Below are 14,917 nucleotides of genomic sequence, written 5' to 3'. Positions count from 1 at the left end.
CGTTAACTGAACAGCATGATGCTAAGGGATAGTTACCCGCACAGCACCATCGCGCGGGCCGGATCGAGCGCAATCAACCCCGCCAGCAGTGAATCCATTTCCGGGGTGAGCCGGACTTTGTCGCTTTCACTGCGCCCGGCTTTCAGCCGCAGCAGGCGGAGTCGGCGGGCCTGTACGTCAAACAACAGTCCGGGTTACGTCCATGCCTTCCACCTGGAAGTGCGGTACGGCGTACAGCTTCACGCGGAAGAAGCCCGGGTTATCTTCGATATCTTCCACGGTGACTTTCGCATCGCGCAGCGGATGAGAGGCCTGCAGCTCATCGCCCGGATCGGTCATTTCTGTCACCAGACTACGTACCCAGGTATTCAGCTCCAGCTCCAGCAGACGACGGTCTTTGGTGGTGCCGATGTTTTCACGCTGGATAAGCTTCAGGTAATGCGCGATACGCGACAGCAGGAAGATGTACGGCAGGCGCGCGTTGATGCGGCTGTTTGCCGTGGCATCGGCGGTGTCATACAGCGCCGGTTTCTGCGTGGAGTTCGCGGAGAAGAAGCAGGAGTAGTCGCGGTTTTTGTAGTACGACAGTGGAATAAAGCCCAGGTTGGCAAATTCAAATTCGCGGGTTTCCGGGATCATCACCTCAGACGGGATTTTCACCTGATTACCGCTACCCAGGTCGTACAGATGGATAGGCAGGTCTTTTACTGCACCACCGGCCTGCGGGCCACGGATTTGTACACACCAGCCGTTGTTGATGAAGCTTTTCACCATGTTGGCGGCAAAGGCGAACGAGGCGTTGGTCCACAGGTATTTATCGTGGTCCGGGCCTTTCACCTCTTCGACGTAGTTGAAGCTGCGCACCGGCACGGTGTCCGGGCCATACGGCAGACGGCCCAGCACGCGTGGCATCACCAGACCGATATAGCGGGAATCGTCCGTCTCACGGAAGGATTTCCACTTGATGTACTCGGCACGGTCAAAGTAGTTGCCGATGTCTTTGATGGCGGCCACTTCTTCCATTGAATCCTTGAGGAAGAATTTCGGGCCCGCAGAGCCGATAAACGGCATGTGTGCGGCAGCAGAGACTTTGGAAATGTTGCGCAGCAGCGCCACATCCTGAGCCGACGCATCAAACTCATACGCAGAAATCAGCGCCGCAATCGGCTCTCCGCCCGGGGTATCGTACTCTGCGGTATACGTGTGCTGGTATAATCCGCTCTGAACAATCTCGGGCGCATCTTCAAAGTCCTGGCGCAAATCGTCTTTCGACAGATCCAGCAGCTCGATTTTGACGTTCTGACGGAAATCAGTTTTGTCGACAAGGGATTTAACACCACGCCACAGGCTCTCCACCGCCTGGAATTCTTCGCTGTGCATCACTGCATCCAGCTGGCGGCTAATCTGAAAATCCAGCTCAGCGATGTGGTGGTCAATCAGATTTTTGTCCAGTTTTTCAATCTTCGCGCCCGCTTTTGTCAGACACTCCAGAAAGACCTGCATGCCGGCGGTCAGACGCTCATCGGCCGTCGCATCGGACATCGCCTGACTGTCCTGCCAGATATCCAGCGCACTCAGTTCAGACACCGGATTCAGGTTAATTTTATCAAACAGAGACGCATAGACACTGCCCGCTTCCGGACGTTCCAGTACCACACTCTCACCGCCCGCGGCGTTTTCATTTTTTACAGACATCAGCATTTCCTTCATTAAATCCGTTAAATATCGCGACCGTTATGGCTGTTTCGGGGCCAGAGCAGACAACTCACTGCGCAGTTCAGCGCTCAGCGTCGGGTCAAGCAGGATTTTTTCCAGCTCTTTACGGAATGTCGCGTTGTCCAGCAGGTTGGCTTTGAGGTCGCGCAGCAGATTGCGCATGGCGAGCATCGCCTTTAACTGAGGGATTTGCCGGGTGACTTGTTCAGGCTCGAAGTCTTTCATGCTCTGGAATGTCAGGCTGATGTTGTCTTCACTGCCGTCACCGGCCAGAGTGTTTTTAACGGTCAGATTGACTTTTGGGGAATATTCGGAAAGCACTGAGTCAAAGTTATTTTTATTGACGCTGACTGGCTCACGCTCAGACACAGGACGCTGTTCGGCCCCATTGCTGTAATCGCCCGCCACCAGTAATTTCAGGGGGAGTTCGGTTTTCTTGCTCGCCCCGCCCGTATGCAAATCAAGTTTTAAATTGATACGTGCCTTGGGTATTTCGGACTGAAAGGAAGAGTTAGACATGGCTGTCCCTGTTCTATGGAGTGATAGAAACCGCCACAGCCAGTGTCAAATATTAAGAATGGCTTACCCTGCCATAAAACATTCCTGCTATTAAACATTCAATGAAAAGCAGGACCTGCGGTCAGAAGCGAGTACATTCCATTTACTGGCGATATGACGTGATGAAAGAGCGTAAATCCTGAATTTATTTTTCAGATAAACACCCATGGCGCGAGTTTAGAAATAGTGGGTCAGCTAAAGGAAATGATAATATGTAACCATATGTAACAAAGCAATCTTGCCAGAAAATATCTTATACTGATCTGATATATAAGATTTTTCTTAAGATTGCGGCTGTGGGGCGCATGATAGCTGGGACTAAAAAATGTTTCAGTGAATAGTTCATTGCGGGATTGAGCAGAGAAATTACCCAATGCTAAAAAGTGCGGTTCATGCTTTTTTTACAGGATAGCGGCAGAAAGTGAAAACGAGAACCAGCCCAGACGGGTTAGTTTTTATAATAAATTATGTTAATGATTTGTGGCACTGTTATATGCTGCTAATGTGCCTGTTGCCGCTAAGAAGTTCATCGACTTTCCCGACGACACGCCGAGGGCGTCATGCCATAAACCTGCCGGAAACGATGGCTGAAGTGGGCTGATGAGTGGTAGCCACACTGAAGGGCAATATCGGTCAGCGTAAGATCGGGCCGCTCAAGCAACATCCTTGCACGATCCATACGACGGCGCATCACGAACTGGTGTGGTGCCTCGCCAGTGGTGTGACGGAACATGCGGGCAAAGTGAAACTCACTCAATGCCGCTTCCTGCGCCAGCACCGCCAGGGTTAAAGGCTGATCGAGATGGGTTTCAATAAATTCCAGAACCCGCCGTAATACAGCGGGAGCCAGTCCACCCCGCACCTGGGGCAGTTGCCACTTTACTTCACTGTAGTGCTGCAGCAGATGGGTCAGCAAGAGTGTTGATGCGCTGCTCAGCGTCAGCTGGCTGGCGGGCTGTTGCCAGTCGCTGCTCAGCAGAAAGTGTCGATAGAGCTGGGTAATGCGGTCATCAACAGAAAAGACTTTCTCATGCAGGTTTAACTGCGCCGGACTGCGGTCCCAGACCCGTTCGGCCAGTTGCCGCAGCTGGTTCTCGCTGCAATAGAGATGAACAAAGGCGAGATCGGCACGCAGATCCCAGGTTGATTCCGTGCCTGCCGGCATCAGACAGAAGCGGTCCGGTGCGCCACCGTTACGCCAGCCATTCGGAGTTTTATGCCAGGTATCGTAGCCGCCCGCCACGTAAAGGCTCAGCGTGTGATGGTCGCTGAGGTTTGTCACGCGATCGCCACTATTAAACCAGGCTGCCAGCTGAATGCCGCTGTGAAGCTGCACCTGATCGCGCAGTTGTGCTTTGTGTCGTTGCAGCATGTCAAAGGTCTGGAAGCGACTCATCGGGGTATCAGTTCAGATAAACAGAGTGCCAGTTTACGGATTGCGCGGGACAGAAAACAGAGCACATCGGGACAGAGAGTAAAAATGCGCAAGATTTTGCAAACCCTGCGCAATCCGCTGCAAGACCAAAGAGCGTTGCGGGCGCAGACTCGGCGTTTTGCGGTGGAGAATCTGGTAATGAACCTGTTTTTGTATCTCTCAGTCGTGCTGATCTGGGGCACGACCTGGATTGCGATTTATGCGCAACAGTCTGCAGGCATCAGCGCCGTAACTGTCGCTGTCTTCTGGCGTTTTTTGCTGGCCTCGCTGGTCATGTTATTGCTGCTTAAGCTGATAAAGCGTCTGCACAGGCTGACGCTGCAGGATCACCTCTTCTGTGTGCTGCAGGGCTGTTGCGTTTTTGGCTTTAACTTTGTCTGCTTTTATTACGCCTCTGGCTATATCAGCAGCGGACTGGAGTCGGTCATTTTCTCTATGGCGGTGATGTATAACGCCATTAACAGCTGGATATTTTTCCGTCAGCGCCCTTCCGCACGTCTGATTCCGGCGATAGTGCTCGGCATGGCGGGCATTGTTGCGTTGTTCTGGCACGATCTGCGCAGCACTCAGGCCTCGACCGGCTTGATGTGGGGCATTGGGTTAAGTGCGCTGGGTACGCTGGGATTTTCATTCGGCAATATGATCAGTCAGCGGCATCAGCGTCTGCAACGTGACGTGCTGACAACCAACAGTTACGGCATGTTATACGGTGCGCTGATCATGGCACTGGTCTCGCTGCTGCAGGGTGTTTCGCTGCAGCCGACATGGAATACACAGTGGTTTGGGGCATTGATCTATCTGGCTATCGTGGGATCGGTGATGGGATTCGGGGCCTATTTTACGCTGGTGGGACGTATCGGACCCAGTCGGGCTGCCTATACAACGGTGCTGTTTCCGCTGGTGGCGCTGGCACTCTCTACCCGTTATGAAGGATATGAGTGGCATGCCAGCGCCATCCCTGGCCTTGTCATGATTTTACTGGGCAATGTCGTGATGTTTGCCCGTTGGCCGGCAAGTCGCCGCCGGATAATCATCTGACGCGGAGGCGGGCTGAAGCCCGCGTCCGGATGGGCGTTATGCCCACTGCTGCTGAAGGAGTTTCTGTGGTTTATTGATCGCTTTACGCGCAATCCAGTAGAGCAGAACACGCTCATCGTCACTATCACGATCGGCCATCGACAGTAGTTTTAATGCCAGCGTCGATTTGGTCACAGGCTGTTGTTCTGTACTGAGTTCAATCACCGCCTGACCGATGATGCAGCAAACTTCATCCTCACTGGTGCTGGATTCATATGTCCGGTCTTTCATATTTCCTCCTGATAAGTGAACTGTTAGCCTGGCAAATAATCTGAAAACCTGCTCACAGAATCATCTGATTGAAACATTATCTTACGGCTAATTACGCTTAATCATTAAGCTGCCGTTTTGCTTACTTTTGACGCGACGTTGCCAACCCCTCCCGATGCCATTCATACCGCCTGAATGGCATTTCATTCCCCGATCCGTTCCGTTCATGCCTTTACTGCTCACGCGCGCGAATCACTGCTTTATTCTGACCGCAGTTTCCAGATTCCCGGATGGGAGAGAAAAATTATGAACCAGACTCAACAGGCTTCTTACCAGCGTGCTCGCTGGCTTACATTGTTCGGAACGGTAATCACTCAGTTCGCGCTGGGGTCAGTCTACACATGGAGTTTGTTCAACGGCCAGCTGTCACAGAAGCTGGATGCGACGGTCAGTCAGGTCGCTTTTTCGTTTGGTCTGCTGAGTCTGGGGCTGGCTATTGCCTCCTCGCTGGCCGGTAAATTACAGGAACGTTTTGGCGTACGCCGCGTCACTATCGGGGCGGGTGTGCTGATGGCGCTGGGTTTCTGGCTTACCGCGCATGCTAATAACCTGATGATGCTCTATTTCAGCGCCGGACTGCTAGTGGGTCTGGCGGATGGCGCAGGTTACCTGATGACGCTCTCAAACTGCGTGAAGTGGTTTCCGGAGCGCAAAGGGATGATCTCTGCCTGTGCGATTGGCGCTTACGGTCTTGGCAGTCTGGGATTCAAATTTATCTGCGGGGCGCTGCTGGCAACAGTGGGTCTGGAGCAGACCTTTATGATCTGGGGCGTGCTCGCGATGTCGATGATTATCCTCGGTGCACTGCTGATGCGTGATGCCCCCCTTCAGGATACCGGGAGCAGCACGAATGGTCAGCAACATGCGCGGGATTACACGCTGGCACAGTCGGTGCGTCTGCCACAGTACTGGATGCTGGCGCTGATGTTCCTGACAGCCTGCATGAGCGGTCTCTATGTGATAGGCGTTGCCAAAGATATCGGCGAAGGGCTGGTGCATCTGACTACGCAGACCGCTGCCAGTGCGGTAACGGTGATTGCGATTGCCAACCTGAGTGGCCGTCTGGTGCTGGGCATACTGTCTGACAAAATGATGCGCATCCGGGTTATTTCACTGGCGCAAATCGTGTCGCTGATCGGGATGAGCGTGCTGCTGTTTACCCGAATGAATGAGATCACCTTCTTCCTGTCACTCGCCTGTGTAGCCTTCAGCTTTGGCGGTACCATCACGGTATTCCCGTCGCTGGTCAGTGACTTTTTCGGCCTCAACAACCTGACAAAAAACTATGGTCTGCTCTATCTCGGATTTGGTATCGGAAGCGTGCTGGGCTCACTGGTCGCCTCGCTGTTTGGCGGGTTCACCGTCACCTTCAGCCTGATTATGACGCTGCTGGTCATCTCCCTGTTCCTGTCACTCACCATCCGCTTACCACAGAGTTCTGTTACAGCAACACCTGTATTGCAACGTCATTAACCATCACGACGGGCCGCGCCAGAGCGGCCCGTTCACGTTTAGCCGCGGAATCGCGGCTCTGCCATGCCCGCCACCGAGACGTCCACCGCAAAGATATCGCCTGACTGCAGATAGCGTGCCAGCTCCTCTTCGGTGCGATCTTCCCGTGAACTGGTAATAAACAGCGTTTTAAGATCGGCGCCACCAAAGGCCACCATGGTTGGCCACTTCACCGGCAGCAGGATCTCATCGACGATTTCGCTGCTCTGGGGATCGATGCGTACTACGCGTCCGCCATCAAACTGTGCGGACCAGTAAAATCCTTCGCTATCCACTGCGGCACCATCCGGCAATCCACCTTTCGCGTCGAAACGGCGGAACAGGGTGCGTTCGCCCGGTTCGCCCTGCGCGTTTAATGGATAGCGATAGAGCGCTTCATTCGGCGTGTCACTGTGATACATCCAGCGCCGGTCGGGAGAGAAGGCCAGCCCGTTGGAAATTTTAATGTCACGCGCTTTGACCTCCAGCTTCAGGTCAGGCGTCACACGGCACAGCAGCCCGCCATTTTTGTCCTGCGGTTCCCACAGGCTGCCGCACCAGAAATTCCCCCAGGGATCAACGCGGCCATCATTAAATCGGCTTTGCGCAGCCTCACCGGGATTTTCTGCGATCTTTTTCTCTGGCTTACCCTGCGCATCCAGCAGCCAGACACCGCCACGCAATGCAGCTATCAGACCGCCCTGCTCACGCAGACCGATGCATCCCACCTCTTCCGCCTGCGGGAAGGTTTGCAGTTCACCGCTGACCGGATCAAAACGGTGAATGGCGGGTGCCAGAATATCGACACAGTACAGCACCTGTTCTTCCACTGACCAGAGCGGGCATTCGCCCAGTTCAGCCTGTAAAGCCAGAATATTTTTAACGTCATGCGCCATGTTTCTCTCCCATTGAACTGACATGCTAATAATGTAGTTGTAAAAACTTTCAAATGAGAATTATTTTCTCTTGATTTTGAGACTATTCTCTTTGATAGTATTTACTATTCAGTTCATTCTTATTTCTTTATTATTCTCCGCTGCAAAACGCAGCCCTCTGAAATATTCCGTCATACCTTCTTAAATAACTCTACAAAGCCTGCATCTTCACTCCACTTTTCCAGCGTAGTGTCATAGTCATTGGAAAAGAGGAGAAGCTTCCGATGAAGAGATTAATTAAAGTCGCTTCGGTGGTTGCGCTGATGACATTATTAAGTGGTTGTATCATCAGCCCCAGACACGACAATGGCTGGCACCGCGGGGGTGGCGGCGGATATCATGGAGGCTACTATGGAGGTTATCACGGTGGGTATCATGGCGGTCACCATCGCCGCTAACGGGCAAAGATGTCACACAGCATAAAATAAAAGCATTAAACTTTAAGGGCGGGATAATTATCCCGCCCGTTTTATTTAGCTTTTCACAGCATAATTACACTGGAACCACGCTTTCTGCAGTCCCGGAATATGACTCTCCTGCACAGGTAACGCCTCGACTTTATCAAAGCCTTTATTACTGCAGTAATTCGCCAGATCAATATTCATTGCATCACGATTGACCTTTACCGGGTCAAAACGGTACTGCACGGTATTTGAGCCTGGATCTTCATCTACACGTTCAAATGCCCCGGGTTTGCTGGCAGTACATCCACTCAGCAAAATCAGCGCCAGTGCGCCGGTTATTAGTTTTTTCATTAAGTTATCCTCACGTTGCCGCGCAGTTTATGACGCAGCATGCCGCGCATCCATAGGATTAATGCGCGAAAGTTCAAAACTTGAGAAGCTTTTACCGATTAATGTAATACGATTAAACGGCTATCACTATCATGCACGGCGTGACAAGATGCATTCAGACAAAACGAAGACTGCACCACACCAGGAAATGCCAAAAATAAAAATCTGTTCCTCTCTTCCCTGCCCGCGCTTAGCGGGCTTTTTTTCGCCCGCTATTCCGCTATTCCGCTGCCGCTTACTGGCCAGTCAGTGCAATCATTCTACGTAACAGGTTAGCGGCGCGCTTGTCAGGTAATGCCAGAATCGCGCTGTAGAGATCAATCGACATGGCACACAGCGATGAGCGATCAACCGCCGTGTCGGCAGGCATATTCAGCTGCTGCAGCTTATCCCCCCACTGCTGATAGAGCCGGGCGACAATTTTTTGCAGATCATCCTGCGCCAGCGCCTTATCCAGTGGCTGATCGGGCAATGGACTGTTCAGCAGCAGCTGCTCCATGGCGTCCGCCTCTTTGCGATTCAGCGACGGCGGCAGCGTGGTCAGCAGATTGATGCCACCACTCACCTGCGGATAGAGATAACGGAAGCAGAGGCCCGGATCGATTTGGTTCAGCGCCCGCATCTCTTCAACTGAGACGCTGATATAGTTGACCACCGCCGCGTCAGTTCCGCGCATCAGCCGCTGATTAATCACCTCAATCAGCCAGCCACGTAGCTCGCCCGTCGCCTTCTCAGCTGGCTCCCCCGCACGGATGCGCCGGGTCAGCTCCTGGGTAAGCAACAGCCATAACGCCGGTTCCTGAGTCTGCAGCACCCGATAACCGGGCATCTTTGCCAGTTGATTTACCGCCTGCTCACGCTGACTGGCCTGTAACTGACGCGGCGCAACCCAGCTGAACCAGAGCAGGTTTGCCAGTATCAGGGGCAGCAGAAAGATGATCAGCCCCTGCCACAAACGCAGCCGGGTGGTTTTGATCAGCACAATAACAATCAGCGCCAGCAGCGCAAACGCGGCCAGCGTAATAAAAAGCAGAGCATTCATGCGGCGGGATTAATCCTTACGCACATCGATCAGCACAGGACAGTGAGCGCGCTCAATAACCGATGCGCTGACTGAGCCTTTTAACAGCCGATTCAAAGAGGAGAGATGGCGACGTCCCATGATAATCATGCTGGCCTTAAGCTGTTGCGACTGGGCAACGATAGTATCTGCCGCGTCACCCGCCAGAATCATGCCCCGCGCATTAATGCCCGCACGCAGTAACGGAGCCAGTGCATGGCGCACCACCATTTCTGCCGTATTCTGCTCATCCTGCGCAGCCACAAAATCGGCCGGATCTTCACCCGCATCGATTTCCATTGGCTGATTACAGGAGGAGTAAGCGGGATCGACGCAGCACAGCACGACCACCTCGGCGCGATGCGCCAGCGCTTCTTCAATGGTTAAGGCGACCACTTTTTCCGCTACCGGAGAGTGATCAATGGCCATCAGCAGGGTTTTCATCGAATGCTTATCCTTCTATCGCGGCGACTTTGCCGATTTCACGCACCAGTGCCTCTTTACACTTCAGCATCTCGTCACGAAAACGGGCTTCGTGTCGCAGAAAACGTGCAGAGGGCACCAGCAAAGAGACAGAAAAGCGACCAAACAGCGTATCCAGCGCAAACGCCATGGTAGAGATACCTTCCAGCGTTTCACCGCGATCCACGGCGATACCGGTTTCGCGCACTTCCCTGATAAGTTGCAGCAACTGAGGCAGCGTTTTTACCGTCATATCGGTTAACTCCTGCCAGGCGTCGCCAACGATCGTCCGTACATCTTTTTCACACTCCAGCGCCAGCAACGCCCGTCCACCGGAGGTGCTGTAGAGCGGCAGATTGAGTCCCATATGCGGAACCACCCGAAGCTCACGCGACGCCACCACGTGGTGAATAATCGCCAGCTGGCTGCCGCTGGCGCGCGCTAGCGAGACGGTTTCATTGGTGTCGGAAGAGAGTTTTTCCAGCAGCGGACTGACCAGATCAACCACATCGGTATGTACGCTGGAGATCAGTTTTAACAGCGCCGGCCCCAGACGCAGTCCGCCCGCCCCGCTGCTGCGCACCAGCTCTGCGCTGTCGAGCGCGGCAACAATACGCTGCACCGTTGAGCGCGGCAGTTCGACCGCCTGAGCGATCTCACCGAGGCTCATGCCGCCGGGCTGTTCACCAAGCGCATTCAGTATTTTTGCCGCACGGGCGATGACCTGTATACCGCCCGTTTTTTCATCCTCGCGGCTGGAGGGTTGATGTGCCATAGCGTCGTCCTGTTTGAGCTGCCTTACTGTAGCGCGAATGCCGCACTTTTTACAGCCTGTACCACATTGCAATACAGTATACCGGGATGTAATATTACGATCTGTATCACATCGCAGTACACTGCATCATAATAACGAGATCGCCTGCAATGAACGCTAAGCCTGCCACCGCGCCGGCCCCTCATCCTTTTACACTGCGACTGGCACTGGGATTAGTCGGCGTGCTCATCGCCGCACTGACCTCCGGGCTGAACGATCGCGTCAGTGATATCGCGCTGGCCGATATCCGTGCCGCGATCGGCATCAGTTACGATCAGGGTAGCTGGATTATCTCTGGCTATCAGGCGGCAGAAGTGGCCGCCATGATGATTGCGCCCTGGTTTGCCGTCACCCTGTCGCTGCGGCGTTTTACGTTAGGCGTGTCGGCGGGATTTATGCTGACTGGCATTCTGCTGCCGCTGGTGCGGGATCCGACGCTATTTATCAGCCTGCGCGTATTGCAGGGCCTGTTTGGCGGCGCCTTACCGCCAATGCTGATGACGGTCGCCCTGCGCTTTCTGCCGCCGCCCTTTAAACTTTTTGGCCTGGCGGGCTATGCCCTGACCGCAACGTTTGGTCCCAATATGGCGGCCTCGCTGGCCTCGTTGTGGACCGATCACGTCAACTGGATGATGGTGTTCTGGCAGGTCGTGCCGTTGATGCTGATCGCTATGCTGCTGACAGGATGGGGATTGCCCCAGGATCCGCTGCGACCGGAACGCTTTCAGCAGATCGATCTGTTCGGCATGGTGACCGGCTGCAGTGGTGTTGCGCTGCTGATTCTGGTGCTGACCCAGGGTGAGCGCCTCGACTGGCTGAACTCGCCACTGATTACCGGTATGTTGCTCACCGCGCTGCCGCTGCTGCTGGTTTTCCTGATTAATGAGTGGTTTCACCCGCTGCCGCTGTTTAAATTGCAGATGCTCCGACGGCCAAATCTGGCGCATGGCTTGCTGGGCCTGGCCTGCGTGCTCATCCTTGGGCTTTCTGGCTCCGCGCTGCCTTCGGCCTATTTTGCTCAGGTCAGCGGCTTTCGCACCCTTGAGTTTGCCCCGCTGGCGCTGGCGGTGGGCCTGCCGCAGCTGCTGATCGCACCGCTGATTGCGGCCCTGCTGAATATCCGCTGGATCGACTGCCGCTGGATGCTGACGGCGGGCGTCGGCCTGCTGGTGACCTCCTGTCTGCTGGGCACACAGATCACCAGTGACTGGGCGAGACAGAATTTCTGGCTGCTGCAGATCCTGCAGGCGTTCGGACAACCGATGATCATTTTGCCGATACTGATGAGCGCCACCAGCGTTGTGGCCCCGCCAGAAGGCCCGTTTGCCTCGGCGATGTTTAATACGGTGCGCGGCTTTTCCAGCATCGCTGCCTCTACGCTGGTTGAGGTTTTCCTTTCGCATCGTGAGCAGTTTCACTCCAGTGTGCTGATTAATCAGGCGGCCAGTCGCAGCTGGCTGATGACAGCGCCGACGGCCAGTCAGGCCAGCAGCAGCTTGCCGCTGTTGCCGGATGGCAGCATCAGCGCCGCCGATAATCTCAGCGGATTCGCTACCCTGGTCAGGCATCAGGCCACGATCCTTGGTCTGAGCGACAGCTGGCTGATGCTGACCGGCTTTGCCGCCTGCCTGTTATTGCTTACCGCCATCCTGCCAAAACGGGTGTGGCCGCCTCAAACTTTGATTCAAAACCCTTCCCGGAATAACTGAATATGCGTGCTTTCGAAATGAAAAGAACCCTGCTGCTGAGTCTGTTGCTGCTGGTGTTACTGGCCATCGCTTTTGTGGTCTGGTCACTGATGACCGGCAACGATCACCGCACCAACGACGCTTACGTCAATGCGGACTACACCCTGGTGGCACCGAAAGTCTCGGGCTACATCAGCCACGTGCAGGTGCAGGATAATCAGCAGGTCAAAGCGGGTCAGCTGCTGGCGACGCTGGACGATCGTGACTATCGTGTGGCGCTGGAAAGTGCGGAGGCTGACCTGCAGGTGAGCCAGGCGAAACTGCTGAGCAGTCAGGCACAGCTGGAGCAGCAGCAGTCGGTGATTGATCAACAGAAAGCCAGCGTCGCGGCCAGCGAAGCCTCTGCGCAGTATGCCGGTCAGAGCGCCGATCGTTATAACCGCCTCTATAAAAGCGGTACCGTGGCAGCCGACGATCAGCAGAAAGCCAGCTCAAACCAGCGCTCGGCGCTGGCAGCCGTGCATCAGAGTCAGGCCGCGCTGGCGTCAGCAGTAAAACAGGTGGGAGTGCTACAGGCGGCGGTGCGTTCAGCAGAAGCGGACGTTGCAGCGGCGAAGGCCAGCGTCGATCAGGCCAGACTGAATCTCTCCTACACCCGCATTACTGCGCCCGTTGACGGCATGGTGGGTCAGCGCTCGGTGCGGACCGGCGCGTACGTATCAGCCGGCACCCGTCTGCTGGCGGTGGTGCCACTGCAGCAAACCTACATTACCGCTAACTATCTTGAGACGCAGTTAAGCGATGTGCGTCCCGGTCAGCGGGTGCGGATCCGGGTGGACGCCCTGCCGGGCGAGACCTTTACAGGTCATGTGGACAGCATCGCACCGGCCACCGGCGTAACTTTTTCGGCGATCTCTCCCGATAACGCTACCGGCAACTACACTAAAGTCGTTCAACGTCTGCCGGTGAAAATTGTGCTGGATGGCGACCAACAGCATCTGGCTCAGTTACGTGTAGGCATGTCGGCGATCCCTGAAATCGAAGTGCCGTAAAATTGTGAGCAATATCTCAGAACGGACCTATTTCATTTGGGGAGGATTACGCGTAAATTAGCGCTCGATCCTGTTCTGAGTTATTCAGATCAACCCGGAAAAGAGCAGACCATGACTGTACATGGCGATCTCTTTTCCACATCTGTTCGCGTTGCACTGGTTTGGGATCGCCATCATCGTAACCGCTCAGAGGAGTTGCTTTGTGAAATATGCCTTGATGGGAATATCTTTTTTCGCGTTACTTTGGTTCGGAACCTTTGTTCTGCTGCTGAAGTAATGGCGTGACAGTGCCGCCACGGGGCGACCCCTGAGTCGCCCCTGCTGGCTGTCAGCGTTCTTCTTCCATTTTTATGCTGCCTGGCAATATGCCATCGGCACGAAACATCGCTTTAATTCCCCGTACCGCCTGACGAATACGATCGCTGTTCTCTATCAGCGCAAAACGCACGTGCGTGTCGCCATAGTCGCCAAACCCAATACCGGGCGAGACACAGACTTTCGCCTCCTGCAGCAGTTGCTTAGCGAACTCCAGCGACCCAAGATGTGCGTAATGATCCGGTATTTTTGCCCAGACGTACATTGAGGCTTTCGGGTTATCCACCATCCAGCCCGCTTCATGCAATCCTTTGACCAGCACATCACGGCGGCGTTTGTACTGCTCTGCGATGTCGCGTACGCACTGTTGATCCCCTTCCAGCGCCGCAATCGCCGCCACCTGCAGTGGCGTAAAGGTGCCGTAGTCATGATAACTTTTGATTCGCGCCAGCGCGGCGACCAGCTCTTTGTTGCCCACCATGAAACCGATACGCCAGCCCGCCATGTTGTAGCTTTTTGACAGGGTAAAGAATTCGACGGCGACATCACGCGCGCCCGGCACCTGCATAATCGATGGCGCTTTCCAGCCATCGTAGACGATGTCGGCATAGGCCAGATCGTGGATCACCAGCACGTTGTACTGCTTCGCCAGCGCAATCACCCGTTCGAAAAAGTCGAGCTCCACACACTGTGCGGTGGGGTTGGACGGGAAGCCGAGGATCATCATTTTTGGCTTGGGATAGCTCTCGCGGATGGCGCGTTCCAGCTCATTGAAGAAGTCGACACCCGCCACCAGCGGCACCGAGCGTACCTGCGCCCCGGCAATCACCGCACCGTAGATATGGATCGGATAGCTGGGATTGGGCACCAGCACGGTATCACCGTGATCCAGCGTCGCCAGCATCAGGTGCGCCAGCCCCTCTTTGGAACCGATGGTGACAATCGCCTCTGATTCAGGATCGATCTCAACCTGATAGCGATCGGCGTACCAGCGCGAGATCGCCCGGCGCAGGCGCGGAATACCGCGAGAAGTGGAATAACCGTGGGTATCGTCACGCTGCGCCACCTGGCATAACTTTTCGACGATGTGTGGCGGAGTCGGACCATCCGGGTTGCCCATTGAAAAGTCGATGATATCTTCGCCGCGCCGACGCGCAGCCATCTTCAGTTCAGCGGTGATGTTGAAAACGTAAGGGGGTAAACGTTCGATACGCGAGAAACGACGGGGTGTGCTGTTATCAGCCATGATG

At 54.7% G+C, this 14,917-nt stretch carries 15 protein-coding genes and 1 pseudogene; 5 read left to right on the top strand and 11 right to left on the bottom strand.

Translation table 11 applies throughout. The features are described 5' to 3' along the window. Positions 1–32 precede the first annotated feature (32 nt). The 4 genes and pseudogenes from ACO6VX_RS01200 to ACO6VX_RS01185 form a co-directional block, all read right to left on the bottom strand. Positions 33–194: pseudogene (locus ACO6VX_RS01200) on the bottom strand (type VI secretion protein); the annotation flags it as partial. Continuing rightward, positions 178–1,701 (bottom strand): type VI secretion system contractile sheath large subunit, encoded by a 1,524-nt coding sequence (gene tssC / locus ACO6VX_RS01195; RefSeq protein WP_422457963.1) that lies wholly within the window; start codon positions 1,699–1,701, stop codon positions 178–180. The pseudogene ACO6VX_RS01200 and the gene tssC, both read right to left, overlap by 17 nt. Before the next feature lie 33 nt (positions 1,702–1,734). Then, positions 1,735–2,235 (bottom strand): type VI secretion system contractile sheath small subunit, encoded by a 501-nt coding sequence (tssB, locus tag ACO6VX_RS01190; RefSeq protein WP_137229997.1) that lies wholly within the window; start codon positions 2,233–2,235, stop codon positions 1,735–1,737. A gap of 565 nt (positions 2,236–2,800) precedes the next feature. Beyond that, complete coding sequence (locus tag ACO6VX_RS01185) at positions 2,801–3,670, bottom strand: helix-turn-helix domain-containing protein (RefSeq protein ID WP_422457453.1); 870 nt, start codon at positions 3,668–3,670, stop codon at positions 2,801–2,803. Between the two features lie 177 nt (positions 3,671–3,847). Here ACO6VX_RS01185 and ACO6VX_RS01180 point away from each other — a divergent pair, with 177 nt between their 5' ends. Further along, positions 3,848–4,747: a DMT family transporter gene (locus tag ACO6VX_RS01180; RefSeq protein WP_010257896.1), complete on the top strand. Its 900-nt coding sequence runs from the start codon at positions 3,848–3,850 to the stop codon at positions 4,745–4,747. A 36-nt stretch (positions 4,748–4,783) separates the two neighbouring features. Here ACO6VX_RS01180 and ACO6VX_RS01175 read toward each other — a convergent pair whose 3' ends face one another. Next, complete coding sequence (locus tag ACO6VX_RS01175) at positions 4,784–5,017, bottom strand: hypothetical protein (RefSeq protein ID WP_010257893.1); 234 nt, start codon at positions 5,015–5,017, stop codon at positions 4,784–4,786. A 285-nt stretch (positions 5,018–5,302) separates the two neighbouring features. On the opposite strand from ACO6VX_RS01175, the gene ACO6VX_RS01170 reads away from it, so the two are divergent. Beyond that, positions 5,303–6,529: an L-lactate MFS transporter gene (locus tag ACO6VX_RS01170; protein ID WP_022624176.1), complete on the top strand. Its 1,227-nt coding sequence runs from the start codon at positions 5,303–5,305 to the stop codon at positions 6,527–6,529. Positions 6,530–6,567: 38 nt separating this feature from the next. On the opposite strand, the gene ACO6VX_RS01165 is transcribed toward ACO6VX_RS01170, so the two are convergent. The 5 genes from ACO6VX_RS01165 to ACO6VX_RS01145 all read right to left on the bottom strand — a co-directional run bounded on the left by ACO6VX_RS01165 (position 6,568) and on the right by ACO6VX_RS01145 (position 10,573). Continuing rightward, positions 6,568–7,443: an SMP-30/gluconolactonase/LRE family protein gene (locus ACO6VX_RS01165; protein WP_422457451.1), complete on the bottom strand. Its 876-nt coding sequence runs from the start codon at positions 7,441–7,443 to the stop codon at positions 6,568–6,570. 512 nt (positions 7,444–7,955) lie between these two features. Then, positions 7,956–8,237: a lipoprotein gene (locus tag ACO6VX_RS01160; RefSeq protein WP_010671379.1), complete on the bottom strand. Its 282-nt coding sequence runs from the start codon at positions 8,235–8,237 to the stop codon at positions 7,956–7,958. A 274-nt stretch (positions 8,238–8,511) separates the two neighbouring features. Continuing rightward, positions 8,512–9,318, bottom strand: a complete 807-nt coding sequence (locus tag ACO6VX_RS01155) for a hypothetical protein (RefSeq protein ID WP_124890182.1) — start codon at positions 9,316–9,318, stop codon at positions 8,512–8,514. A gap of 9 nt (positions 9,319–9,327) precedes the next feature. Continuing rightward, complete coding sequence (locus ACO6VX_RS01150; protein ID WP_010257878.1) at positions 9,328–9,780, bottom strand: universal stress protein; 453 nt, start codon at positions 9,778–9,780, stop codon at positions 9,328–9,330. A gap of 7 nt (positions 9,781–9,787) precedes the next feature. Next, positions 9,788–10,573 carry an IclR family transcriptional regulator gene (locus ACO6VX_RS01145; RefSeq protein WP_010257875.1) on the bottom strand — a complete coding sequence of 262 codons (786 nt, stop codon included), beginning with the start codon at positions 10,571–10,573 and terminating at the stop codon, positions 9,788–9,790. Positions 10,574–10,722: 149 nt separating this feature from the next. On the opposite strand from ACO6VX_RS01145, the gene ACO6VX_RS01140 reads away from it, so the two are divergent. From ACO6VX_RS01140 to ypdK, 3 genes are all read left to right on the top strand, one after another. After that, on the top strand, positions 10,723–12,321 hold the full coding sequence (locus ACO6VX_RS01140) for an MFS transporter (RefSeq protein WP_346459786.1): 1,599 nt from the start codon (positions 10,723–10,725) through the stop codon (positions 12,319–12,321). A gap of 2 nt (positions 12,322–12,323) precedes the next feature. Next, on the top strand, positions 12,324–13,352 hold the full coding sequence (locus ACO6VX_RS01135) for an HlyD family secretion protein (RefSeq protein WP_422457448.1): 1,029 nt from the start codon (positions 12,324–12,326) through the stop codon (positions 13,350–13,352). Between the two features lie 202 nt (positions 13,353–13,554). After that, positions 13,555–13,629, top strand: a complete 75-nt coding sequence (gene ypdK, locus ACO6VX_RS01130) for a membrane protein YpdK (protein WP_099257831.1) — start codon at positions 13,555–13,557, stop codon at positions 13,627–13,629. Positions 13,630–13,680: 51 nt separating this feature from the next. Here the strand turns inward: ypdK and alaC are convergent, their stop codons facing one another. After that, positions 13,681–14,913, bottom strand: coding sequence for an alanine transaminase (alaC, locus tag ACO6VX_RS01125; RefSeq protein ID WP_033758563.1), 1,233 nt, complete (start codon positions 14,911–14,913; stop codon positions 13,681–13,683). Between the last annotated feature and the right edge of the window lie 4 nt (positions 14,914–14,917).

It is taken from the genome of Pantoea sp. BJFS-204, from assembly GCF_049310725.1.
Taxonomy (GTDB): Bacteria; Pseudomonadota; Gammaproteobacteria; order Enterobacterales; family Enterobacteriaceae; genus Pantoea; species Pantoea agglomerans.
Note: the sequence above shows the minus strand (reverse complement) of the source record. Positions and strands in the feature narration are given on the sequence as shown.